Source organism: Acinetobacter tjernbergiae DSM 14971 = CIP 107465, from assembly GCF_000374425.1.
GTDB classification, from domain to species: domain Bacteria; phylum Pseudomonadota; class Gammaproteobacteria; order Pseudomonadales; family Moraxellaceae; genus Acinetobacter; species Acinetobacter tjernbergiae.
Window position 1 is genome coordinate 194,467 of sequence record NZ_KB894355.1, and the last position, 24,141, is coordinate 218,607.

At 40.5% G+C, this 24,141-nt stretch carries 18 protein-coding genes and 1 pseudogene; 4 read left to right on the plus strand and 15 right to left on the minus strand.

The features are described from left to right. Window positions 1–184: 184 nt before the first annotated feature. Both C502_RS0103545 and C502_RS0103550 read left to right on the plus strand, forming a co-directional pair. Complete coding sequence (locus C502_RS0103545; protein ID WP_018677486.1) at window positions 185–1,318, plus strand: hypothetical protein; 1,134 nt, start codon at window positions 185–187, stop codon at window positions 1,316–1,318. Window positions 1,319–1,453: 135 nt separating this feature from the next. Then, entirely contained in the window at window positions 1,454–2,341 is an 888-nt protein-coding gene (locus C502_RS0103550) for a hypothetical protein (protein ID WP_023274798.1), read from the plus strand. A gap of 94 nt (window positions 2,342–2,435) precedes the next feature. Here C502_RS0103550 and htpG read toward each other — a convergent pair whose 3' ends face one another. The 5 genes and pseudogenes from htpG to C502_RS0103575 all read right to left on the minus strand — a co-directional run bounded on the left by htpG (window position 2,436) and on the right by C502_RS0103575 (window position 8,361). Then, window positions 2,436–4,355 carry a molecular chaperone HtpG gene (htpG, locus tag C502_RS0103555; protein WP_018677488.1) on the minus strand — a complete coding sequence of 640 codons (1,920 nt, stop codon included), beginning with the start codon at window positions 4,353–4,355 and terminating at the stop codon, window positions 2,436–2,438. 118 nt (window positions 4,356–4,473) lie between these two features. Beyond that, a pseudogene (locus C502_RS18040) lies at window positions 4,474–4,828 on the minus strand (lysozyme inhibitor LprI family protein). A 134-nt stretch (window positions 4,829–4,962) separates the two neighbouring features. After that, window positions 4,963–5,547, minus strand: a complete 585-nt coding sequence (locus C502_RS0103565) for an OmpW/AlkL family protein (RefSeq protein ID WP_018677490.1) — start codon at window positions 5,545–5,547, stop codon at window positions 4,963–4,965. A 395-nt stretch (window positions 5,548–5,942) separates the two neighbouring features. Beyond that, window positions 5,943–7,364, minus strand: a complete 1,422-nt coding sequence (locus tag C502_RS0103570) for a Na+/H+ antiporter family protein (protein ID WP_018677491.1) — start codon at window positions 7,362–7,364, stop codon at window positions 5,943–5,945. 121 nt (window positions 7,365–7,485) lie between these two features. Beyond that, window positions 7,486–8,361 carry an alpha/beta fold hydrolase gene (locus C502_RS0103575; protein WP_018677492.1) on the minus strand — a complete coding sequence of 292 codons (876 nt, stop codon included), beginning with the start codon at window positions 8,359–8,361 and terminating at the stop codon, window positions 7,486–7,488. 118 nt (window positions 8,362–8,479) lie between these two features. Between C502_RS0103575 and C502_RS0103580 the strand changes: the two genes are divergently transcribed. Continuing rightward, window positions 8,480–8,965, plus strand: a complete 486-nt coding sequence (locus C502_RS0103580) for a PaaI family thioesterase (protein ID WP_018677493.1) — start codon at window positions 8,480–8,482, stop codon at window positions 8,963–8,965. Window positions 8,966–9,030: 65 nt separating this feature from the next. Here the strand turns inward: C502_RS0103580 and C502_RS0103585 are convergent, their stop codons facing one another. Then, complete coding sequence (locus C502_RS0103585) at window positions 9,031–9,390, minus strand: YMGG-like glycine zipper-containing protein (RefSeq protein WP_018677494.1); 360 nt, start codon at window positions 9,388–9,390, stop codon at window positions 9,031–9,033. 262 nt (window positions 9,391–9,652) lie between these two features. Here C502_RS0103585 and C502_RS0103590 point away from each other — a divergent pair, with 262 nt between their 5' ends. Next, window positions 9,653–10,507: an alpha/beta hydrolase gene (locus C502_RS0103590; protein ID WP_018677495.1), complete on the plus strand. Its 855-nt coding sequence runs from the start codon at window positions 9,653–9,655 to the stop codon at window positions 10,505–10,507. Window positions 10,508–10,621: 114 nt separating this feature from the next. On the opposite strand, the gene rpoC is transcribed toward C502_RS0103590, so the two are convergent. The 9 genes from rpoC to tuf all read right to left on the minus strand — a co-directional run bounded on the left by rpoC (window position 10,622) and on the right by tuf (window position 24,130). Next, window positions 10,622–14,815 (minus strand): DNA-directed RNA polymerase subunit beta', encoded by a 4,194-nt coding sequence (gene rpoC / locus C502_RS0103595; protein WP_026315731.1) that lies wholly within the window; start codon window positions 14,813–14,815, stop codon window positions 10,622–10,624. Window positions 14,816–14,958: 143 nt separating this feature from the next. Beyond that, window positions 14,959–19,047, minus strand: coding sequence for a DNA-directed RNA polymerase subunit beta (gene rpoB / locus C502_RS0103600; protein ID WP_023274799.1), 4,089 nt, complete (start codon window positions 19,045–19,047; stop codon window positions 14,959–14,961). A gap of 307 nt (window positions 19,048–19,354) precedes the next feature. Next, complete coding sequence (gene rplL / locus C502_RS0103605) at window positions 19,355–19,720, minus strand: 50S ribosomal protein L7/L12 (protein WP_018677498.1); 366 nt, start codon at window positions 19,718–19,720, stop codon at window positions 19,355–19,357. A 48-nt stretch (window positions 19,721–19,768) separates the two neighbouring features. Further along, complete coding sequence (gene rplJ, locus C502_RS0103610; protein ID WP_018677499.1) at window positions 19,769–20,275, minus strand: 50S ribosomal protein L10; 507 nt, start codon at window positions 20,273–20,275, stop codon at window positions 19,769–19,771. 247 nt (window positions 20,276–20,522) lie between these two features. Beyond that, window positions 20,523–21,218 (minus strand): 50S ribosomal protein L1, encoded by a 696-nt coding sequence (rplA, locus tag C502_RS0103615; protein WP_018677500.1) that lies wholly within the window; start codon window positions 21,216–21,218, stop codon window positions 20,523–20,525. Between the two features lie 3 nt (window positions 21,219–21,221). After that, window positions 21,222–21,650 (minus strand): 50S ribosomal protein L11, encoded by a 429-nt coding sequence (gene rplK / locus C502_RS0103620; RefSeq protein ID WP_004637639.1) that lies wholly within the window; start codon window positions 21,648–21,650, stop codon window positions 21,222–21,224. Window positions 21,651–21,763: 113 nt separating this feature from the next. After that, entirely contained in the window at window positions 21,764–22,297 is a 534-nt protein-coding gene (gene nusG / locus C502_RS0103625; RefSeq protein ID WP_018677501.1) for a transcription termination/antitermination protein NusG, read from the minus strand. Between the two features lie 7 nt (window positions 22,298–22,304). After that, window positions 22,305–22,745 (minus strand): preprotein translocase subunit SecE, encoded by a 441-nt coding sequence (gene secE, locus C502_RS0103630; protein ID WP_018677502.1) that lies wholly within the window; start codon window positions 22,743–22,745, stop codon window positions 22,305–22,307. A 194-nt stretch (window positions 22,746–22,939) separates the two neighbouring features. Beyond that, window positions 22,940–24,130, minus strand: a complete 1,191-nt coding sequence (tuf, locus tag C502_RS0103635) for an elongation factor Tu (RefSeq protein ID WP_018679175.1) — start codon at window positions 24,128–24,130, stop codon at window positions 22,940–22,942. Window positions 24,131–24,141 lie beyond the last annotated feature (11 nt).

The window sequence follows — 24,141 nt, forward strand, 5'->3', positions numbered from 1 at the left end:
ACTTGAGCAAAGTTGATCTATCCATCATCTTATTTACGGTGTTCTAGTCGTAACTTAGATGATGGTTTTTTCTTTGTAGGTGGATTAAGTTATAAAATTAAATTGCTGCTTTTTGTGTCTATATCTTGATTTAAATCATTAAATAATCAAAAGTTAAAACAATAACAATATATAAGTTTTGACTATGACTATTTTTCAACAAACGGTAACTTCACATCATCTTTTATACACCTTGTTTGCACTCTCTTTGGGGCTACCGACCATTGTGAATGCTGCAACAAATACAACTGGGCAAGAATCCAACAACCTTGCTGAAGCTAAAGTTACTAGCTCAGAAAGTCTTTTAGACTATGTACCTAAATTCGTAGATGCGACTCCAACATTTTTCCCTGAACAATCTAATCAATCCATCGTTCCACCAATGTCTCAAACAGAAGATAAAACATGGGTCGATCGCAAACAACGGGGTATTCGGGAATGGGCAGATCATACGTCAGTCAAAATCGATGATTGGTTTGGCGATGTTGACCCTGAGCGACCGGCATCTGCGACGATCCGCGTTATGGTTGACAATTATTGGAATAAATATGATGAATATGAAATCAAACCGCGTATTCGAGGGAAAATTAAATTACCGACCCTAGAAAAGAAATTCAGTGTGGTATTTGGTGACGATTCATTAGATGATGAATTTAGTAATAATATTGCCAATACCAATACTCAGCCCAATCAGGATCCTGATAAACGATTTGACTCTAAACAGACCCGTGACTCAAATGGTTCGATCGCATTACGTTGGTCTGACTTCTCCAAAAAACTCCCTTTTGAAACAGATGCCGATATCGGTATTCGTTCTGGAGATGATGTTTATCTTCGCTTAAGAGCAAAGAAAAATTGGGATCTACATAATGATTTCCACTTCAATGCCGAGCAAATTTACCGTTATGGCATTGATAGTGAAAACTATCTTCGAACCAATCTAGAACTAATTCACGCACGTCCCAATCAGCCATTTTTATCAAATCAATTCAGTTTGACCTATGCCGATACACAAGATGATGACCTCACTTGGGATAATCGAATTTTTCGTCAACATCAATTTTTTGCCAACAATAATTTCAACTACGGTCTCTATACTGGCGGTTATTACAACAATAATGACTTACGTTTAAACAGTTGGGGGCCTTTTGTTTCATGGAGACAGCCACTATGGCGTGAATGGTTCTATGTACAAGGTGATCTCAACTATTTTAATGACCATCGTGAAGACCGCAGCCATTTCATCAGTACCTTCGTCCGCCTTGAAGCCTTATTCTAAACGCATTTAAATCATGTAAATGCCCAATCAAACTGCCGATTGGGCATTTTTATTTCTAACAATCCTTCTAAACTAAATAAATTGTTAAGCTTTGATTGTTATCATCATGTCATTTTTATCTTTCGCTATTTCAGCATGAGTCAACGATACGCTTTGCCCGTGTATTTCTTGATTGTAGGAACCTTGTCTCTCGGTTATCTACAGCTCCCCTTATTGGCTGTTGTTTTAGCTTCGAGCAGAGATATTACACCCTCATCCATTGCTACACATCCAAGCTATACTAAAAACCGAGATCAACAAAGCCAGACTTTGAGTTGTACTCACCCAATCACACTCGATATTCAACAACAAACTAATGAACAATTGAGTCAAGAACTCATGAAAGTTTTTGGTCATGACTCATTATGGCAACGTGCACAACACCCCCAATCGACAAAGAAATTAGGAAAAAGTACTAAACATCATTCTCAGATAATCAGCCCGATACCCAGCCCTTTGAGCGCAAGTTGGACTACGATTTCCAGTTGGTTACCTTTTAGTAATGATCTTGATTTAGGTGCAAATTCAGAGACAGATATTTATGTCCAGTTTTTAGCAAAGAAACGGTGGGAATTATATTCAGGGCTACATCTCAATACAGAGCAAATTTTTCGTTATGGCTCAAGCAGTAAAAACTATACCGAAACTCACTTAAATTTAACCCGACAATTCCAACAGCAAAATCAGCTTGCCACACAATTTAACTTTTCTAAAACACAAGATACAGAATATATATGGAGTAATCGTACCTTTCAGAAGTTGAATTTATTGTCTCAAAATAATCTAAGCTATGGCATTTTTAGTACAGGTGATTACGAGAAAAAATCCCTACGTCTCAATGAATGGGGACCTTATTTTTCTTGGAAGCGGCCCATTTGGCGTAATTGGATCTATATGCAAAATGACATTAATTATGTAAACATGCCTGCCACGGAGCAAGGCTATTACTTCAACTACCAAATGAAGTTTGAAGCACACTTCTGATGAAAAGATCAGCATCACTGTGGATAACTTTAACGTTATCCATAGACATAAAAAAACCTCCGCCAATAAAGCAGAGGTTTTTTTATGCAGTTGCTTATTTCAATAATAAGCTATTAATGCGTTTCACATAGGCTGCTGGATCTTCAGGTAAAGCACCTTCTGCAATCACTGCCTGATCAAAAATCACATTGGCTAAATCATCAAACTGCGCTGAGTTCTCTAATTTTTTCACCAAAGGATGCTCAGGGTTAATCTCTAAGGTCGGTTTGATCTCAGGAACAGCCTGTCCTGCTTGTTTCAGCATACGAATCAATTGCGGAGACAACTCACCTTCACTGGTCACCAAACATGCAGGTGAATCAACCAAACGGGTGGTCACACGAACTTCTTTGGTCTTGTCTTTTAACGATGCACTTAAACGATCAACAACAGGTTTGAACTGTTCAGCTGCCTCTTCAAGTGCTTTTTTCTCCTCAGCATCTTGTAAATCACCGAGATCAACAGCACCTTTAGATACGTTTTGCAGTGGCGTACCATCAAACTCAAATACAAAGTTCATCGCCCATTCATCAACACGGTCTGCCATCAGCAAAACTTCAATGCCCTTTTTCTTGAACACTTCAAGTTGTGGTGAGTTTTTCGCAGCCGTTAAGTTATCAGCAGTCACATAATAAATCGCTTTCTGCCCTTCTTTCATTCGTGCTTTATAGTCAGCAAAAGACGTTGTGATTTCGTCACTGCTTGAAGTCGCATAACGTAATAACTTTAAGATGCGTTCGCGGTTACCCGTATCTTCGCCTAAGCCTTCTTTCAATACCGAACCAAATTCAGTATAGAAAGTTTTGAATTTCTCTTGGTCTGTTTCATCTTCCGACTTTGCTAAACCATCCAATAAAGTCAGTACACGACGTGCATTACCTTCGCGAATTGTTTTCACATCGCGGCTTTCTTGTAGAAGTTCACGACTCACATTCAGCGGTAAATCTGCACTGTCGACAACCCCCTGAACAAAACGTAAATAATTTGGAATCAAGTTATCTGCTTCATCCAAGATAAATACACGTTTCACATACAGTTTGATACCTGCTTTCGCTTCACGGGTAAAGAGATCTTGTTTGGCTTGACTTGGAATGTAAAGTAGCTGGGTATATTCAGTGCTACCTTCTACGCGATTATGTGCCCATGCCAAAGGCGCTGCAAAATCATGGCTGAGATTCTTATAAAACTCAATGTACTGTTCATCCGTGATTTCATTCTTGCTACGCGTCCATAGCGCACTCGCCGAGTTAATCGCTTCCCATTCATCTGTCTTGACCATTTGACCGCCTTTTGGTTCTTCACCTTCAGCGACCTCTTCCTCTTGCCGTACTTCTTTCTGCATTTCGATTGGCAAGCTAATATGATCTGAATATTTATTGATGATTTGTTTAACTTTATACGATTCTAAATAATCAAGTGCATCATCACGTAAGTGTAAAATGATGTCTGTACCACGAGTGGCTTTTTCAATGCTCTGAACTTCGAATTCACCTGTACCACCACTGATCCAGCGTACACCTTCTGCTAGATCTAGACCTGCACGGCGTGATTCAACCGTAATTTTATCAGCAACAATAAAGCCTGAATAAAAACCGACCCCGAATTGACCAATCAACTGTGCATCCGCTTTTTGATCGCCACTCAATTTCGACATAAAGTCTTTAGTGCCCGATTTTGCAATTGTACCCAAGTTATCAATCGCTTCTTGTTGACTTAATCCAATTCCATTATCTGAAATGGTTAAGGTCTTATAGTCTTTGTCTAAGCTGACACGGACATGTAAGTCTGGATCATTCTCATAATATTCAGGATGATTAATCCCTTCAAAACGCAATTTATCGCAAGCATCTGAGGCATTCGAGATCAGCTCACGTAAGAAAATTTCAGGGTTAGAATAGAGAGAGTGCGTCACTAAATGCAATAACTGGGCAACTTCAGCTTGGAAACTATAATTCTTTGATGCTTGTTCACTCATAAATGGCTCCTTATTTGATGATACTGATCTATTTAGAATGATTTATGAATGGTGCGTATCTATGATTTTTCAATCCTGAATCTTCATTTTTTTCATCTATCGATCAATAAAATGCCCATTAGAACGGCCCATGGCTTAACACACGCTCTTGTAACAATTGATCAAGCTGTTGTTGGCGTTGTGAATAAGCCTGTTGAATACACGCTATACTTGCAGCACACGCATTCCTTTGTTTCAACCATTGAAACTGTCTATCCTTTTCCGCATCTCTTCCCCCCCATAGGTAAAGCATGCAGAATAATCTGATACGTTGTTGCAAGTTTCACATCTGCATCATTTAAACTTTGATGACTACAGACCTGTTTTTCAGTTTTCAATTTTGCAGTTTTACAAGAGAAACTGGCTGCCTGAGTTTGAGCCAAAAATAATAAGGGGGTGAGTAATAATGCTGCACTTATCAATTTTTTCATCATGGGTCATTCACTTTTATTGAAGCTTGTTTCTCAGCATACAAAACTCTCTGCATTAAGCCTGTATCTGTTTTATATTGAAATCGCAACCATAAAAAACCTCACGAGTTGTGAGGTTTTTTTAGCCTTAAATGCGCTTAGAACTTATAGCTATAACCCACGGTATAAACGATCGGATTCAAGTCTAAATCAAATTTAGTCCCATTGGTTAATTTAACTTCAGGGCTAAGATCTGCATAACGCACATCCATATAAACACCCCAGTTTGTTGCATCAGCTGGTTGGAAATTAAAACCAAGCTGCCCTGCAAAACCGTAAGTATTTTTCACATCATCAGCAAGACCTTTTTCATGCCATGCAATAAAGGCTGTACCACCCACCCCAACATATGGAGTAAAACGTGTTGAGTTTTTAAAGTTATATTTTGCTGTAATTGTTGGTGGCAATTGACGAACACTCGCAACTTTATCACCATTCAATAAAACATCGTGGTTGATTGGGTTAGCAAGTAAAATTTCAGCTGAAAATGGGGTATCCCCAAAAAAATATTCAACTGATGGAGTAAAAGCAAATTCATAATCTGCTTTTAAAGTACCAACACCATTTACCGTTGTTTCATCAGTTGGAGCAACAACACTGGCACCGACCTTGACTTGAAAACCACCTGCAAATGCAGTTGATGATAACCCCAACAATGCAACAACTAATACTTTCTTTAACATTTAAACAACCTCTTTAAAAAAATTATGTTCTTGTCCAACATAATAAGCATGGGTTTTTACATTATGCAATACATATTAATTCCAACCTTTTTGATTGATTTTTTAATATATTGAATAATAAAAAAATATATTTGTTAAAATATGTAATAATCAATAATCCAGACCAATTCAATCAACTTAAACCACTATAAAACCTAGTATTTTTATCAAGATAAATTATTATTAAAATAAGATGAAGTTTTTAACAAAATTAAATTTAGATTAATTTAAAAATAGAATCACCTCCAATTAATACTAAAAATATATTATAAATCAAGATTAAAAAATAGACAAAAAATGTCATTTATTGATATTTTTTACAAAAAATAAAAATGGCTCATATAGAGCCATCAATATTATAAAACCATTGCTGCAATCCACCCAAAAATAAGTAGTGGAATATTAAAATGTAGGAATGTTGGCACAACTGTATCCCAAATGTGATCATGTTGACCATCTACACCTAAACCTGCGGTAGGCCCTAATGTTGAATCAGAAGCAGGTGAACCAGCATCACCTAATGCAGCAGCCGTACCAATCAATGCGATTGTTGCCAAAGGTGAGAACCCAAATTGTACACATAAAGGAACATAAATCACCGCAAGTACAGGCACACTTGAGAATGAAGAACCAATACCAATCGTGACAAATAAACCAATAAATAGCATCAAAAATGCAGCAAGTGCATGGTTATCACCGATGATATGTACGACACCATTCACCAAATGAGTAATATCACCTGTATGAGTCATTACTGAAGCAAATCCTGCCGCAGAAATCATAATGAAACCAACCAAAGCCATCATGCGCATCCCTTGCACAAAGACATCATCTGCCTCTTGCCATTTAAAGATGCCAGATGTAGACAACACCGCAAAACCAACAAGTCCACCCAAAATCATCGAACCCGAATATAACTGTGCAACTAAGGTTAAACTGATCGCAAGCAAAGCCATAAACATGGTTTTTTTAGAAATATAAGGGACATTCTCAGCTTCATGCTTTAATTCTTCAGCATCCGCTTTTAAATCATATTCTGCTTGTGTTGTTACTCTCAGTGGCTTATCCAAATCAATGGTAGTGACGGGTGAAATTGAGCGGTCAACGTATTCACGAGGCTTACGATAGCTAATGAATACAGCAACCAATGTACCAATCACCATGCCTAAAACTGGAATCGCCATTCCGATTGGCATCATCCCTCGCTCAACATGCAGTCCATATGCAGCACCAATTTTGTTGATATTTCCCATCAAAATTTGTTCAAGGAAAATAGCACCAAAACCAACTGGAAGAAAAATATACGTTCCGACTAAACCCAGAGTCAGCACGCAGGCTGCCGCACGTCGATCTAGCTTTAAATGATTCATTACTTTCAATAAAGGTGGAACAAGCACTGGAATAAAGGCGATATGCACAGGGATTAAGTTTTGAGAGAAAATCGCAGCAATCAGTAAAATCGTTAATAAAAGATACTTCACCTTTTTTTCTTGGTTTTTACTGGCTTCCATTCCCAATAAACCAATCAGTTTATGGGCAAGCAAGTCAGGTAAACCTGACTTGGAAAGTGCCAAAGCAAAAGCACCCAAAACAGCATAGGCTAAAGCAACTTCAGCACCATCCCCTAGGCCTGCATTAAAGGCTTCCACAGTTTGAGAAAGGCTCAGTCCTGCAACTAAACCACCAATAATGGCTGAAACCACCAAAGTGAGAACAACAGAAACGCGTGCCAGTGATAAAATAAACATCACGGCAATCGCAATTACGACAGCATTCATGAAAAAATTTAGGAGCAAAGAAAAGGCGATATTCTAGCAGATTCATTAAAATCTAGCTGAAAATACTGCCGAATTGCGATCTATCTTATGTGACTTTTATTCTGATTAATCCGCTAAACCTTTAAACAGTCTGACGTTGTACAAATTGATGGATCAGTTCAGCAATTTTAGTGGGTTGACTTAACACCGCCCAATGATTTGCATCTAGCTCTACATACTCAAAATTTTCGACCCATTTTGGCATAGACTCAGTCACGTACTCAGGACTTACAAAAGCATCTCGTTTCAATACGATCGCTTGAACAGGACACTGTGCATAACGTTGACGTGGCTGCGTTAAAGATGGAATAAAATTCGCACGGTACAAATTAATGCCATATTTACCATCTGCAACAATATTGGCATTCAATGGCAAATTTTGTTTCTTTTCTAAACCACTTAAAATCTTGCCCCATTTTTCTGGGCTAAAGAACGTCCAAACAGTTGGTGCAACCAAAGGTAAATGGAATGCGCCGATATACCAAGATTTAGTTAACATTTTCAACACATTGCTTGGTGCTGATTTAAATTTTTCACGTAAATACAAAGAAGCATGGTCTAAACAAGGACCAGAAATCGTCGTATAAGAGAGTAAACGACCTTTTAGTTTTGGTTCAGTCGCAGATTCCCAAGACTGTAAAGAACCCCAATCATGCGCCGCCATATGGAAATTACGGTTTGGTAAAACTTGATCAACCACTTCTTGTAAATCTAAAGATAAACGTGGCAAACGATAATCTTTAATACGCTTTGGAATCGAAGATAAGCCTGCACCACGAACATCATACGTCACAACATAATAGTCATCGACCAATTGCTCAATAATCGGTTCCCATACTTCCTGATTATCTGGATAACCATGTACCAAAACTAGAGGTATTTTCTTTTCATCGCCCCATGTTTTTACACAAAGTGTGTGTTGATCAGATGTGGTCACTGTTTTTACTTGTGCTTGCATAATTCTTTCCCATTTTGTTTTCAAACGGCATGATTAGTCAAAAAACAACCATTGCCAGCGATACAATAAAAATGATACTTATGGAGTATGAATAGAGTTGTCAGAAAAAAAATTGACCATGAAAGACTTTTTAAGAAAAATTCGAACCATTCCTGCTGTTTCTAAATTTATGATCAATCACTATTCTCCTTATCGTGGTGCAGGAATCGCGATCGAAACTATTGAACTAGACAACTATTTCATCCGAATTAAAATGCCACTCACGAGAAAAAACCGCAATATTGTCGGAACACACTTTGGTGGCAGCCTATATTCTATGGTTGATCCTTTTTATATGCTGATTTTGATGCATCATTTAGGTCATAAGTATATTGTTTGGGACAAAAGTGCTTCTATTAATTTCCTGTCACCTGGTCGTAGTACGGTCTATGCAGATATTAAACTCAGTGCAAAGGAAATTATTGAAATTAAAAAATTAGCTGAAAATCATGAACCGATTTTACGTCACTATACGCTCAACATTGTAGATGAAACGGGCAATCGAATTGCTGAAGTTGAAAAAGTTTTATATATCCGCCGTAAGAAATCCAAAGCAACCTCTTAACCTATTTGACTCAACTAAAAATGCCTGCAACAAGAGCAGGCACTTTGGACTCAAAGGATAAGAAATTATCTTTTTTTCTCTTGGATTGCAGCACCTGCTCCTCCTCCAATTGCTCCACCAATCGCCGCACCAGTATCACCACCAAAAATTGCCTTACCGACGACTGAACCAATGCCCGCACCCACTGCACTACTTGTGGTTGAATTGCGATTACCGCCTTTAGCATTGGCACCAACACCTGCACCCGCTGCCGCACCAACACCTGCACCTAAACCACCGCCGACATGATTACCTACACCACCGCCTACAGCACCACCTAGTGCTGCCGCACCAATACGTTGATCCGATGCACTCATATTCTGACAGCCTGTAAACATAAATGCTGATAACAATAGAGTCGACATTAAACTGATTGTTTTTTTCATGACCATACTCACTTCTATAGCTTCTACTGAAAAGCATAATCTTATTTTCTGCCCCAAATGATCAGATTATGTAATTGCTCTAAGTGCATTCTTTGCTTTTTGTAATAACCGCTAACAGCCTAAAAAAATCATTTGACCTCTAAACGATCACCTTGCTAGTTTGAAATCAACCTGAGCAAATAAGTTAGAGCCTTTCATCCAATAATCATGGCAAAAAGAATCCTGAATTCACTGTAGCATTCACATTTGAAAGGTAAAAAGAATGAAAATATTTGTTGTTCTCTCGATGCTGATATTACTCTGCCTCAATCCATCAGCACATGCAAATTTGTTCAATATCAAAACAACAGCCAAAATGAACTCATTGAAAAATGTTGCTTATGGTCATCATCCTGAACAAAGAATGGATATCTATTTTCCGTCTCAACCTCTAGTAGAAAAACAACCAGCACCATTAATTGTTATGGTACATGGCGGTGCTTGGAGCATAGGGGATAAAAATAATATGGCAGTAGCCAAAAATAAAGTGGAGTATTGGGGCAAACGAGGTTGGATATTTATTTCTATCAATTATCGATTACTTCCTGGTGCAACAGTACAACAGCAAACTCAAGATGTCGCAGCAGCATTAATTTATATTCAAAACCACGCATCTGATTGGCATGCTGACCCCAAACAACTTGTTCTGATGGGACATTCCGCTGGCGCACATTTAGTTAGCCTACTCAGCACACGTCCCGCTTGGTTAACATCACAACCTCAAGCTTGGCGCAGCACCATTGCTTTAGACAGTGCTGCTTATGATGTCGAAAAGATTATGCAAGCTCGACATGCTCAGTTTTATGATCAAGCCTTTGGCAATCAACCCTCAAATTGGAAAGCACTATCGCCTGCTTTGCAACTACATCAAGCTTTACCTAATTTCCTTGCTGTTTGTTCAACAACTCGTCCAGATCAACCATGTATTCAAGCACAACAATTTGTTCAACAAGCGCAAAGACTCGGCACCCAAGCACAGTTATTGGCACTTCCACTTTCACATCTTGAAATAAATCGGTTCTTAGGAAAAAATAATGAATATACCGAGGCTGTGAATCAATTTATACAAACTCATTAATTGATATTATTTGAATTGCAAAAAGCTAATCACTTTAAAGCGGTCATGCTGTGAAATTGCAATTTTCAAACATAAAAAAGGCACCCTGAGGTGCCTTTTTCAATCATTTCAAATTTAGAACTGATCTGAGTTTAATGCTTGACTAAATGCTTGATCAACATCACTGAAATCATTATGAAGTTCAATTTCTGCCGCTTCAGATTCTTGACGACGACGTTCTAAGTGATACGCAAGACCCGTACCAGCTGGAATCAAACGACCTACAACAACGTTTTCTTTCAAACCACGTAAGTCATCTTCTTTACCTGTTACAGCCGCTTCAGTTAACACGCGTGTTGTTTCCTGGAACGATGCAGCAGAGATGAATGAATCTGTAGAAAGCGATGCTTTAGTAATACCCATCAATTGACGTTCAAACTTCGCAGAGAATTTATTCTGTGCTGACACAGCTTGGTTCTCTTGAACAACACGGATGTAATCCACTTGCTCGCCTTTAATGAAGCTTGTGTCACCGCCATCAGTGATATCAACTTTACGCAACATTTGACGTACAATAACTTCAATATGCTTATCGTTGATTTTTACACCTTGGAGACGGTAAACGTCTTGAACTTCGTTCACGATGTAATTCGTTAATGCAACTTCACCTTTCAAACGCAAGATGTCATGTGGATTTTGTGGACCATCAGAAATGGTTTCACCACGGTTCACATGCTCACCTTCAAACACGTTAATGGTACGCCATTTTGGAATCAACTCTTCGTAAATCTCAGAGCCATCATCTGGGCTAATCACTAAACGGTTCTTACCTTTGGTCTCTTTACCAAAACTCACAACACCTGAAACTTCTGCAAGAATCGCGTGTTCTTTTGGTTTACGTGCTTCAAATAAATCCGCTACGCGTGGAAGACCACCGGTAATATCACGTGTACGTGAAGTTTCTTGTGGTACACGACCAAGTACATCACCCACACCAATTGTTGCACCATCACGAACGGTTACGATTGTGTTTTGTGGTAAGAAGTAGAATTGTTCGCCACCATCGGTTGTATCCAACACGATTGCAGGACGTAAATCTTTACCAGAAGCAGGACGTGCAGTCACTGGTAAAATTTCAACAGTGGTCATACCTGTCGCATCATCTGTCTTCGATGTTGCAGTTACACCATCAGCGATTTGGCTGAAACGTGCTTTACCCGCAACTTCGGTAACAAGTGGATGAGTATGTGGATCCCAAGTCGCTACGATACCACCAGCGTCAACAGCTTCACCATCTTTGATAATGATATTCGCACCATAAGGAATCTTATAACGCTCACGCTCACGACCTAAGTCATCTGCAATACCAATTTCACCTGAACGAGAAACCGATACTAAGTGACCTTTAGCATGCTGAACTGTTTTCACATTATGGAAACGTACTGTACCTTTGTTACGAACTTGAATGCTATTTGCAGCAGACGTTCGGCTCGCAGCACCACCAACGTGGAACGTACGCATCGTTAACTGTGTACCAGGCTCACCAATTGACTGAGCTGCCATTACACCAACAGACTCACCAGGGTTCACTAAGTGACCACGAGCCAAATCACGGCCATAACATTTAGCACATACGCCAAACGTTGATTGACAGGCAATGACTGAACGAACTTTAACTTCATCAACACCCGCTTCTTCAAGCTGTGCAGCGATTTTTTCGTCAATCAATGTACCACGTGCTAATACAACTTCATCATCAGAGGCACGACGTACATCTTCAGCAGTTACACGACCTAATACGCGATCACGTAATGGCTCGATCACGTCACCACCTTGAATGAATGGCGTCATCATTAAACCACCAGCCGTACCACAATCAGATTCAGTAATCACTAAATCTTGTGCCACGTCTACAAGACGACGAGTCAAGTAACCAGAGTTTGCAGTTTTCAATGCAGTATCGGCCAAACCTTTACGCGCACCATGTGTTGAAATGAAGTACTGAAGTACCGTCAAACCTTCACGGAAGTTTGCTTTAATTGGGGTTTCAATGATCGAACCATCTGGTTTCGCCATCAAACCACGCATACCAGCAAGCTGACGGATCTGCGCCGCACTACCACGGGCACCTGAGTCAGACATCATATAAATTGAGTTAAATGATTTCTGTTTCTCATCTTCACCTTGTTTATTTTTCACAACAGTGTAAGACAAGTTATCCATCATTGCTTTCGCAACTTGGTCGTTGGTACGTGCCCAAATATCGACTACTTTGTTATAACGCTCACCCGCAGTTACGAAACCTTGCTCAAACTGTTGTTCGATTTCGCGAACCTCTGTTTCAGATTTAGCAATAATCGCTTCTTTGTTTGGTGGAATCAACATGTCTTCCATACCAACAGATACACCTGAACGCGTCGCTTGACGGAAGCCCAAATACATCAATTGGTCAGCGAAAATCACTGTATCTTTTAGACCCAATTTACGGTAGCAAGAGTTGATTAGCTTCGAGATGTTTTTCTTGGTCATCTCAAGGTTGATCATATCAAAGCTTAAACCTTGTGGAACAACTTCCCATAACAAGCAACGACCAGGTGTCGTATCAACAATAATAGTTTGCTGTTCACGGTGACCATTTTCATCAATTACAGTCTGATGTACCCGTACTTTTACACGCGCATGAATCGCAACTTTTCCTGTTGCCAATGCACGGTTCACTTCATGGGTATCTGCAAACACCATGCCTTCGCCTTTGGCATTTACTGCATCACGAGAAATGTAGTAAAGACCCAAAACCACGTCTTGAGAAGGAACGATGATTGGCTCACCATTAGCAGGTGACAAGATGTTGTTCGTTGACATCATCAATGCACGTGCTTCTAACTGTGCTTCCAATGTCAATGGAACGTGTACCGCCATTTGGTCACCATCGAAGTCGGCGTTGAACGCAGCACAAACGAGAGGGTGTAAACGGATCGCTTTACCTTCAATTAAGATAGGTTCAAATGCTTGAAGACCTAAACGGTGAAGCGTTGGTGCACGGTTCAACATGACTGGATGTTGACGAATGACTGATGCTAAAACGTCCCAAACTTCTGGAGTCTCACGCTCAACCATTTTCTTCGCAGCTTTAATGGTTGTTGCCTGACCAGATGCTTGTAATTTTGCGAAAATGAATGGCTTGAATAATTCAAGTGCCATCTTCTTCGGAAGACCACATTGGTGAAGGCGTAAAGTAGGACCAACAGTAATGACCGAACGACCCGAATAGTCAACACGCTTACCTAACAAGTTTTGACGGAAACGACCTTGTTTACCTTTGATCATATCTGCCAAAGATTTCAATGGACGTTTGTTCGAACCCGTAATTGCACGACCGCGACGACCGTTATCAAGCAATGCATCCACAGACTCTTGTAACATACGTTTTTCGTTACGTACGATGATGTCTGGCGCAGCAAGATCAAGAAGACGCTTCAAACGGTTGTTACGGTTGATTACACGACGATATAAATCATTTAAGTCTGAAGTCGCGAAACGACCACCTTCAAGTGGTACAAGCGGACGCAAGTCTGGTGGAAGTACTGGTAGTACATTCATTACCATCCATTCAGGCTTATTGTTGGAATCATTGAATGCTTCCATCAATTTCAAACGCTTAGACGCTTTTTTAAGTTTCGTCTCAGAGGTTGTTTGAGGAATTTCTTCACGCAAACGTGCAATTTCAGCCTCAAGATCAATATCTTTCAATAAATCTTGAATCGCCTCTGCACCCATTTTCGCGGTGAATTCATCACCGTGTTCTTCAAGTGCATTGTAATATTCTTCGTCTGTTAAAAGTTGGTACTTTTCAAACGGAGTCATACCAGGATCAGTGACAACATAAGATTCGAAATACAATACGCGTTCGATATCACGTAATGTCATATCAAGAAGTAAACCGATACGGCTTGGTAATGATTTTAAGAACCAAATATGTGCAACTGGAGATGCAAGGTCAATATGACCCATACGCTCACGACGAACTTTTGCAGTGGTTACTTCAACGCCACATTTTTCACAAATGACGCCTTTATATTTCATACGCTTGTATTTACCACACAAGCATTCATAATCTTTTACTGGACCAAAAATTTTGGCACAGAACAAACCGTCACGTTCAGGTTTAAACGTACGATAGTTAATGGTTTCAGGCTTTTTAACTTCACCGTGAGACCATGACTTAATCATCTCTGGTGACGCAAGACCAATACGGATACGGTCAAATTCAACAGGTGCATGACCTTCTGAATCCGTTTTCTTACGCATGATATCGAGCAAGTCTTTCAATTTTTTTCTCCGTGTGTCGGGGAGCTACGCTCACCCGACTGGGTCACAAATATTGTTTTTTACTGAAATTATGAAATCTCCCCTAACCCCTCTTTGAAAAAGAGGGGAACTTCCCCCTTTAACAAAGGGGGATCGAGGGGGATTTAGTCACCATTTTTCAGTTCAATGTTGATACCTAAAGAACGGATCTCTTTGGTCAATACGTTGAACGATTCAGGCATACCCGGATCCATATAATGGTTACCATCTACAATGTTCTTATAGATGCGTGTACGACCTTCGACGTCATCCGACTTCACTGTAAGCATTTCTTGGAGCGTGTATGCAGCACCGTATGCTTCAAGTGCCCATACTTCCATCTCACCGAAACGCTGACCACCGAATTGTGCTTTACCACCAAGCGGCTGTTGAGTCACAAGTGAGTAAGAACCCGTTGAACGCGCATGCATCTTGTCATCAACCAAGTGGTTCAATTTGAGCATGTACATGTAACCTACAGTTACAGGACGATCAAACTGTTCACCTGTACGTCCGTCAAACAATACCGTTTGACCCGTACGTGAGATGTCTGCCAATTCAAGTAAGTCTTTAATCTGACTTTCTTCAGCACCGTCAAATACAGGCGTTGCCAATGGAACACCAGCACGTAAGTTGCCTGAAAGTGCCAAGACTTCCGCATCAGTTAAGCTGTCAAGCTCTTCTTGCTCACCACCGACCTTGTTATAAATCTTGTCTAAGAATTCACGCAGTTCAATCACTGTACGCTGTTCTTTCAACATTTTTTCGATTTTATCGCCAAGACCTTTCGCCGCCATACCTAAGTGAGTCTCAAGAATCTGACCCACGTTCATACGTGACGGTACACCCAATGGGTTCAATACGATATCGACTGGCACACCATTCGCATCATGAGGCATGTCTTCAACAGGTAAGATGTTAGATACAACACCTTTGTTACCATGACGACCCGCCATCTTATCACCAGGCTGGATACGACGTTTAACAGCGAGGTAAACCTTAACAACTTTCAATACACCCGTTGTTAATTCATCACCTGTAGAAAGTTTACGTTTCTTCTCTGCAAACTTCTCGTCAATTTCGTAGCTCTTCTCTTTCAAGAACACTTGAATCTGAGTTAAACGCTCTGCAATTGCTTCATCAGTCGGTTGAATTTCAAGTAAATCAACCAGCTCTAAACCAGACAAGACATCTGCAGAAAGTTTATCACCACGCTTAGTTGAGCCACCACCGTTAGACTCTTGACCTGTCAACAAACGAACAATACGTTCACGTGCTGCTTCTTCGAAGATTTTGTATTCTTCTTTCAAATCTTTACGGTATGCATCAAGCTGAGCTTTCTCAATGGCTTGAGCACGTTCATCTTTTTCCAAACCATCACGCGTAAAGACTTGAACGTCAATCACAGTACCTTTGGTACCAGATGGAACGCGTAAAGAAGAGTCTTTAACGTCAGCAGCTTTTTCACCAAAGATCGCGCGAAGTAGTTTTTCTTCAGGTGTTAACTGAGTTTCACCTTTAGGCGTTACCTTACCAACAAGGATGTCACCCGCAGTCACTTCAGCACCGATATAAACAATACCAGACTCATCCAACTTAGACAGTGCAGCTTCACCCACGTTAGGAATATCGGCAGTAATTTCTTCTGCACCTAACTTAGTATCACGCGCTACACATGACAATTCTTGGATATGAATCGACGTTAAACGGTCTTCTTGAAGTACACGCTCAGAAAGTAAGATCGAGTCTTCGTAGTTATAACCGTTCCATGTCATGAACGCGACGCGCATGTTTTGACCAAGCGCAAGTTCACCCATATCAGTCGATGGACCATCAGCCAAGATATCGCCACGAGCAACTTTGTCACCCAAGTTTACGATAACGTTTTGGTTGATACAGGTATTTTGGTTTGAACGTGTATATTTGATCAGGTTATAGATATCTACACCCGCTTCACCCGCAATCATTTCATCTTCGTTTACACGAATCACGATACGAGATGCATCAACATATTCAATCGCACCACCACGGTCTGCGATCACACACACACCAGAATCACGTGCTACGTTTGCTTCCATACCCGTACCAACAAGCGGCTTGTCAGCACGCAATGTCGGAACAGCCTGACGTTGCATGTTTGAACCCATCAATGCACGGTTCGCATCATCGTGTTCAAGAAACGGAATAAGCGATGCAGCAACAGAAACAACCTGCTGAGCAGATACGTCCATATGCGTCACTTTTTCAGGTGGCATACGTACAAATTCGCCCTGATGACGTACAGAAGCCATTTCTTCTGTTAAGTTACCATCTTTATCTACACCAGAATCGGCCTGTGCAATCACAGTCCCAACTTCTTCAATTGCAGATAAATATTCAACCTCATCAGTCACACGACCATCAACGACTTTACGGTATGGTGTTTCCAAGAAACCAAAGTCATTCGCTTTTGCATAGACAGAAAGCGAGTTGATCAAACCAATGTTTGGACCTTCAGGCGTTTCAATTGGACAAACACGACCATAGTGAGTTTGATGTACGTCACGGACTTCGAAGCCCGCACGCTCACGTGTCAAACCACCAGGGCCAAGCGCAGATACACGACGTTTATGTGTAATTTCAGACAATGGATTGTTTTGATCCATGAACTGAGACAATTGGCTTGAACCAAAGAATTCTTTGATTGCAGCAGCAACTGGTTTCGCATTGATTAAATCTTGTGGAGACAAATTATCTGTCTCTGCTTGGCTTAAACGCTCTTTAACAGCACGTTCAACACGAACTAAACCAACACGGAATTGGTTTTCTGTCATTTCACCAACAGAACGTACACGACGGTTACCTAAGTGGTCGATATCATCGACTTCACCTTTACCGTTACGAATTTCAACCAATGTACGCAGTACATCGATGATATCGTCGTGCGATAAAATACCTTCAACTTCACGCGATTTCTGATCTGTACCCACTTCGTAAGGACGACCCAAACGACGGTTAAACTTCATGCGACCTACTGGAGAAAGGTCATAACGTTCAGAAGAGAAGAATAAATTATTAAATAAGTTTTCAGCAGCTTCTTTTGTTGGTGGTTCACCTGGACGCATTACTTTGTAAATTTCTACTAATGCTTCTTCACGCCCTGAAGTTGTGTCTGCACGTAAACTATCAGCAATAAAAGAGCCACGATCAATATCATTAGTAAACAAGATATTGAACTGTTTAACGCCACCTTCAGCTAACTTCACCATGACTTCATGACTAAGCAGCGTATTTGCAGGAATCACATCACCATCTTTTAAGGTAATATCTTCAGCGGTAATACGTTCATATAAATACTCATCAGGTACAGAAAGTTTGGCTAAATTAGCCGCTTCCATTTGACGTACATGACGTACATTAATACGTTTACCTTGTTCAACAATGACTTTACCGTCATTATCGGCAATATCAAACTGCGCCATTTCACCGCGTAATCGATCTGGCACAAGATCAATCTGATAACTACCCATATCAAGATATACAGGCACTTTTTCATAGAATAAATTCAAGATTTGTGCATTTGCATAGCCTAAAGCGCGCAGAATTACAGTTGCTAATAGTTTACGACGACGGTCAATACGCACATAAACAAGATCTTTAGCATCAAATTCAAAATCTAACCATGAACCACGGTAAGGAATAATACGTGCCGAATACAACACTTTACCACTTGAATGGGTCTTACCTTTATCATGATCAAAGAATACACCTGGCGAACGGTGTAACTGAGACACAATCACACGCTCAGTACCATTGATAACAAAAGTACCGTTATCGGTCATGAGTGGCATTTCACCCATGTAGACTTCTTGTTCACGAACATCTTTAATTGATTTCGTTTCACGATCTTTAATAATCAAACGAATTTTTACGCGCATTGGTGCTGCATAAGTTGAACCACGTAAAATACATTCACGTACGTCAAACTCGGGCTTACCAAGACTATACTCAACAAATTCTAAAGCAGCATTGCCAGAATAACTTTCAATAGGAAAAACTGAACGAAATGCGGCTTGGAGACCGATATCTTCGCGATTTTTTGGAGTTTTACCGCCTTGTAAGAATGTACGATACGAATCGACCTGAATCGAAAGTAAGTACGGTGCTTCCATTACATGGGGCAATTTACCAAAATTCTTACGGATCCGTTTCTTTTCGGTATATGAGTATGCCATCTGGAGTCCTCGGAAAGTAAACTAAACCCGCCTGCAGAACGGGCTTAGAAGGAATTACGCAGGCCGATATGGCCACCACTGTTTACAAATGCTGCAATTTTTAGTGGTATTAAAACGCTTAACAATATTTTTATAGGCAAAAAAATATTGGTAAGCGTTTGATTTTCTGTTATTTGTTTGAAAAACACGCACTCAAACGTAAAACTAACAAAAAACGAGCCGATTATTGTAACGCAAAAAGGCTGATGACCCAAGAGCCATCAGCCATTTTTTGGAGCCGATTATAAAAAAATCGACTCCCTACACATTACTTAATTGTAACTGTAGCACCAGCTTCTTCAAGTTTCTTCTTAAGTTCTTCGCCGTCTTCTTTAGAAACGCCTTCTTTAAGAACTGTAGGAGCACTTTCAACAAGATCTTTCGCTTCTTTAAGACCAAGACCAGTTGCTTCACGAACTGCTTTAATTACAGCAACTTTGTTCGCGCCGAAAGAAGTCAATTCAACATTGAATTCAGTTTGCTCTTCTTCAGCAGCAGCAGCAGGACCAGCAGCTACAGCTACAGCAGCAGCAGATACGTTGAATTTTTCTTCGAAAGCTGAAATAAGTTCAACAAGTTCAAGAACAGTTTTTTCAGCAACTGCGTTTAAGATTTCTTCGTTTGTTAAAGCCATGAGAGTAACTCCAAATGGGTATTGAATGGTGTGAAAGTAGATTTAAGCTTAAGCAGCTTCTGACTCGTTTTTCTCTTGAAGCGCTGTAAGTAAGCGACCCAATTTCGAAATAGGAGCTTGAAGAACAGATGCAAGCATAGTAAGCGCTTTTTCATGGTTCGGAAGATTCGCAATAACGCTAACGTCTGCACCTTGATAAAGTTTGCCGTCAAATGCAGCAGCTTTTAATTCAAATGCTTTGTTAGTTTTAGCAAATTCTTCGAACAAGCGTGCAGCAGCACCCATATCGTCTTCAGAAGTTGAGAATGCTAAGATTGTTGGACCAACAAGGTTGTCATTCAAGATCGCGAATTGCGTATCTTGAAGCGCACGTTTAGCTAAAGTATTACGTACAACACGTGTAGCAACACCTAGTTTACGAGCTTCAACACGAAGAGTAGTTAATTGCTCAACTGTTAAACCTTGGTAGTCAGCAACAACGGCAGCGAACGCAGTAGAAGCAATTTCACTTACTTCCGCAACGATCTGTTTTTTGTCTTCGATAAGAAGAGCCATTGTAAAACCTCCTAACGGTGATTTATGCACCTAACAGGCACACTCCCAATTCGTAAGTCTTTCGACCTACACGTGGAGGAGGAACAAATCACACCACCACGTCTACTCAGACTGAGATATTAAGAAGTTCATCTAAAAAGAATCACTTCGTCTGAGGTCTTTGACGCTGATAAATATTTATTTATCAATTCAAAGTTTGCTTAGATTTACTCCAAGAGTAAATCTAAGGCTTTAAAATTTTTTCTAATTACTTAGAAACGTTGCTTACATCAACGATCAAACCAGGGCCCATAGTTGAGCTCAAAGTGATCTTTTTAACGTATACACCTTTAGAAGTTGCAGGCTTTAAACGTTTTAAATCTGCAATTAAAGTTTCAACGTTTTGACGTACAGCTTCTTCGCTAAAACCAAGTTGACCGATTGCAGCATGGATGATACCACCCTTGTCTACACGGTAACGTGCTTGACCAGATTTAGCATTCTTAACCGCGTTAGCAACATCAGGAGTTACTGTACCCACTTTAGGGTTTGGCATTAAGCCACGTGGACCAAGAATTGTACCAAGCTTACCAACAACACGCATTGCATCAGGAGCAGCAATCACAACGTCGAAATCAAGGTTTCCACCTTGAATGCTTTCAGCAAGGTCATCAAAACCAACGATATCAGCACCAGCAGCTTTCGCAGCTTCTGCAGCAGCACCTTGAGCAAATACTGCAACACGTACAGTTTTACCAGTACCCGCAGGTAAAGTCGTCGCACCACGAACAACCTGATCAGATTTACGTGGATCTACGCCAAGATTTACAGAGATATCTAAAGATTCTTTGAACTTCGCAGCTGGAAGGCTGTTAAGAACTTGTACTGCTTCTTCCAAAGTGTAAACTTTGTTTGCTTCAATAGCTGCAGCAATGGCTTTTTGACGTTTAGTTAACTTTGCCATGTCTTATAGCTCCACTTCCAAGCCCATAGAACGTGCAGAACCAGCAATGGTACGCACACGAGCGTCTAAATCAGCACCAGTTAAGTCTGGTTCTTTAGTAGTCGCGATTTCTTCTAACTGAGCACGAGTCAACTTACCAACCTTAGTTTTGTTTGGTACAGAAGAACCCTTTTGAATACCAGCAGCTTTCTTAAGAAGAATAGATGCAGGTGGAGTTTTCATGATAAAAGTGAACGACTTATCGTTGTACACAGTGATCACAACAGGAATTGGCAAGCCAACTTCAAGTTTTTGTGTAGCAGCATTGAATTCTTTACAGAATGCCATGATGTTTACACCACGTTGACCTAAAGCAGGACCAATTGGTGGAGATGGATTTGCTTTACCAGCTGGAACTTGCAGCTTGATATAGCCGTCAATCTTCTTAGCCATTGAAAATTACCTCTGGGTACAGACGCCGTTAGGCTCCCCAAAAAAATTAAACAACACCGAAGTGTTAGAACAACAATGCCCGATCAAATCGGGCGCTTATCAACCTACGCAGATTAAATCGTTTTTTCGACTTGTCGAAACTCGAGTTCAACCTGAGTTGGTCGATTAAATACATTAATTGTCAACGTTAAACGTGACTTTTCGTATTGAACTTCCTCCACGACCCCTTTAAAGTCAGTGAACGGACCATCAACAACGAGTAATTCTTCACCAGGCTCAAACATCGTCTTAGGACGAGGTGCCTCACCAGTGTTACGTACACGCGCAAGAATTGCATCAGCTTCACGTTGAGAAATTGGTGCTGGTTTTTCTGGTGTACCACCAATAAAACCAAGAACCTTTGGACATTCTTTTACGATATGCCAAGTATCATCATTCATTTCCATCTCGACTAATACATAGCCCGGAAAGAATTTACGCTCAGACTTACGCTTCTTACCATCCTTCATTTCCACTACTTCTTCAGTAGGGACAAGGACTTCACCAAAACTATCAATAACAGCGCTGCGCTGGATTCGATCATTAAGCGAACGCATTACTTGTTTTTCAAAGCCTGAATAGGCATGAATAATATACCAACGTTTCATTGCGCTCTTACCCGATAATTAACTTAATAAACCAACCTAACCCGTAATCGAAACACCATAAAAGTAATGATGCAACAACCACAACCAAAAGAACTTGCCACGATGTCGTGATCGTCTCTTGTTTTGTTGGCCAAGTCACTCGACGCAGCTCAATTCGCGCATCTTGCAATAAACGCAAAAAGCCCTTACCTTGATGGGTGGCGTATAATAAACCTAAAGCGACTACGATACAAGCCAAAACCACCCCAACACGCACCCAAATATCATTTGCAGGCGCCCAATGGGCAGGTAAATGTTGATTTACCAATGCCGAACCAACCAATAAAGCTATAGCAATCAACCACAAAACAATGTCAAGTGGAGAACTAGAGCTTACAACTTCTACAGCATTATTTCTTTGAGGGATTGGCGCGTCGCTTAGTGCGTCACGCGATTTATCATTCGACATTTTTTTACTCGTCGTAGAATTCGCGACTTATTATATGACAACTTAGCCAGAATCAAGCTTTTTTATTTAAAAAAAGTTATAGACTAGAAGGGGCTCAGCCCAACATCCAGTTTAGAGGTCATATCCTCTTACTGAACAACCAACTTACAACCCAGACCGAAAGCAGAATCTTCCAATCTGGGTACAACACAATATTATACAGTTACTTTCGCAACAACACCGGCACCTACAGTACGACCACCTTCACGGATTGCAAAACGTAGACCTGGATCCATTGCGATCGGGTGGATTAATTCTACTGACATCTCAACGTTGTCACCTGGCATTACCATTTCTACGCCGTCTTGTAATTGGATTGCGCCAGTTACGTCAGTTGTACGGAAGTAGAACTGTGGACGGTAACCGTTAAGGAATGGAGTATGACGACCACCTTCTTCTTTAGAAAGTACATATACTTCTGCATCGAATTTAGTGTGCGGCTTGATTGTACCTGGTTTAGCAAGTACTTGACCACGTTGTACGTCTTCACGCTTAGTACCACGAAGAAGAACACCACAGTTCTCGCCCGCACGACCTTCGTCAAGAAGTTTACGGAACATTTCTACGCCAGTTACAGTCGTTACAACTGTATCGCGGATACCAACGATTTCAACTGATTCGCCAACTTTAACGATACCAGATTCAACACGACCTGTTACTACAGTACCACGACCAGAGATAGAGAATACATCTTCGATTGGCATTAAGAATGCTTTGTCGATTGCACGTTCTGGTTCTGGAATATAAGTATCAAGCGCTTCAACAAGTGCAAGAACTGATGCTTCACCGTAAGGACCGTCATTACCGTTTAATGCTTGAAGCGCTGAACCACGGATGATTGGAGTGTCATCACCAGGGAAGTCATAAGTAGAAAGAAGTTCACGAACTTCCATTTCTACTAATTCAAGTAATTCTTCATCATCAACAAGGTCACACTTGTTAAGGAATACAAGAATAAATGGTACACCAACCTGACGTGAAAGAAGGATGTGTTCACGAGTTTGTGGCATTGGACCATCAGTCGCAGCACATACAAGGATCGCGCCATCCATCTGAGCAGCACCAGTAATCATGTTTTTAACATAATCGGCGTGACCAGGACAGTCTACGTGAGCGTAGTGACGGATTGGAGAATCGTATTCTACGTGTGAAGTATTAATTGTAATACCACGTGCTTTTTCTTCAGGAGCTGAGTCGATTTGTGAGTAATCTTTCGCTTCACCGCCGTAAGTTTTTGCACAAATAGTTGCAATCGCAGCAGTTAAAGTTGTTTTACCATGGTCAACGTGACCAATTGTACCCACGTTTACGTGTGGTTTATTACGTTCAAACTTAGCCTTAGCCATTTGATTTTCCT

What these genes read in the sequence shown, in the direction of transcription:
- C502_RS0103545 (WP_018677486.1), top strand. Translation starts at nt 185, where the DNA reads ATGACTATTTTTCAACAAACGGTAACTTCACATCATCTTTTATACACC.
- C502_RS0103550 (WP_023274798.1), top strand. Translation starts at nt 1,454, where the DNA reads ATGAGTCAACGATACGCTTTGCCCGTGTATTTCTTGATTGTAGGAACC.
- htpG (WP_018677488.1), bottom strand. Translation starts at nt 4,355, where the DNA reads ATGAGTGAACAAGCATCAAAGAATTATAGTTTCCAAGCTGAAGTTGCC.
- C502_RS0103565 (WP_018677490.1), bottom strand. Translation starts at nt 5,547, where the DNA reads ATGTTAAAGAAAGTATTAGTTGTTGCATTGTTGGGGTTATCATCAACT.
- C502_RS0103570 (WP_018677491.1), bottom strand. Translation starts at nt 7,364, where the DNA reads ATGAATGCTGTCGTAATTGCGATTGCCGTGATGTTTATTTTATCACTG.
- C502_RS0103575 (WP_018677492.1), bottom strand. Translation starts at nt 8,361, where the DNA reads ATGCAAGCACAAGTAAAAACAGTGACCACATCTGATCAACACACACTT.
- C502_RS0103580 (WP_018677493.1), top strand. Translation starts at nt 8,480, where the DNA reads ATGAAAGACTTTTTAAGAAAAATTCGAACCATTCCTGCTGTTTCTAAA.
- C502_RS0103585 (WP_018677494.1), bottom strand. Translation starts at nt 9,390, where the DNA reads ATGAAAAAAACAATCAGTTTAATGTCGACTCTATTGTTATCAGCATTT.
- C502_RS0103590 (WP_018677495.1), top strand. Translation starts at nt 9,653, where the DNA reads ATGAAAATATTTGTTGTTCTCTCGATGCTGATATTACTCTGCCTCAAT.
- rpoB (WP_023274799.1), bottom strand. Translation starts at nt 19,047, where the DNA reads ATGGCATACTCATATACCGAAAAGAAACGGATCCGTAAGAATTTTGGT.
- rplL (WP_018677498.1), bottom strand. Translation starts at nt 19,720, where the DNA reads ATGGCTTTAACAAACGAAGAAATCTTAAACGCAGTTGCTGAAAAAACT.
- rplJ (WP_018677499.1), bottom strand. Translation starts at nt 20,275, where the DNA reads ATGGCTCTTCTTATCGAAGACAAAAAACAGATCGTTGCGGAAGTAAGT.
- rplA (WP_018677500.1), bottom strand. Translation starts at nt 21,218, where the DNA reads ATGGCAAAGTTAACTAAACGTCAAAAAGCCATTGCTGCAGCTATTGAA.
- rplK (WP_004637639.1), bottom strand. Translation starts at nt 21,650, where the DNA reads ATGGCTAAGAAGATTGACGGCTATATCAAGCTGCAAGTTCCAGCTGGT.
- nusG (WP_018677501.1), bottom strand. Translation starts at nt 22,297, where the DNA reads ATGAAACGTTGGTATATTATTCATGCCTATTCAGGCTTTGAAAAACAA.
- secE (WP_018677502.1), bottom strand. Translation starts at nt 22,745, where the DNA reads ATGTCGAATGATAAATCGCGTGACGCACTAAGCGACGCGCCAATCCCT.
- tuf (WP_018679175.1), bottom strand. Translation starts at nt 24,130, where the DNA reads ATGGCTAAGGCTAAGTTTGAACGTAATAAACCACACGTAAACGTGGGT.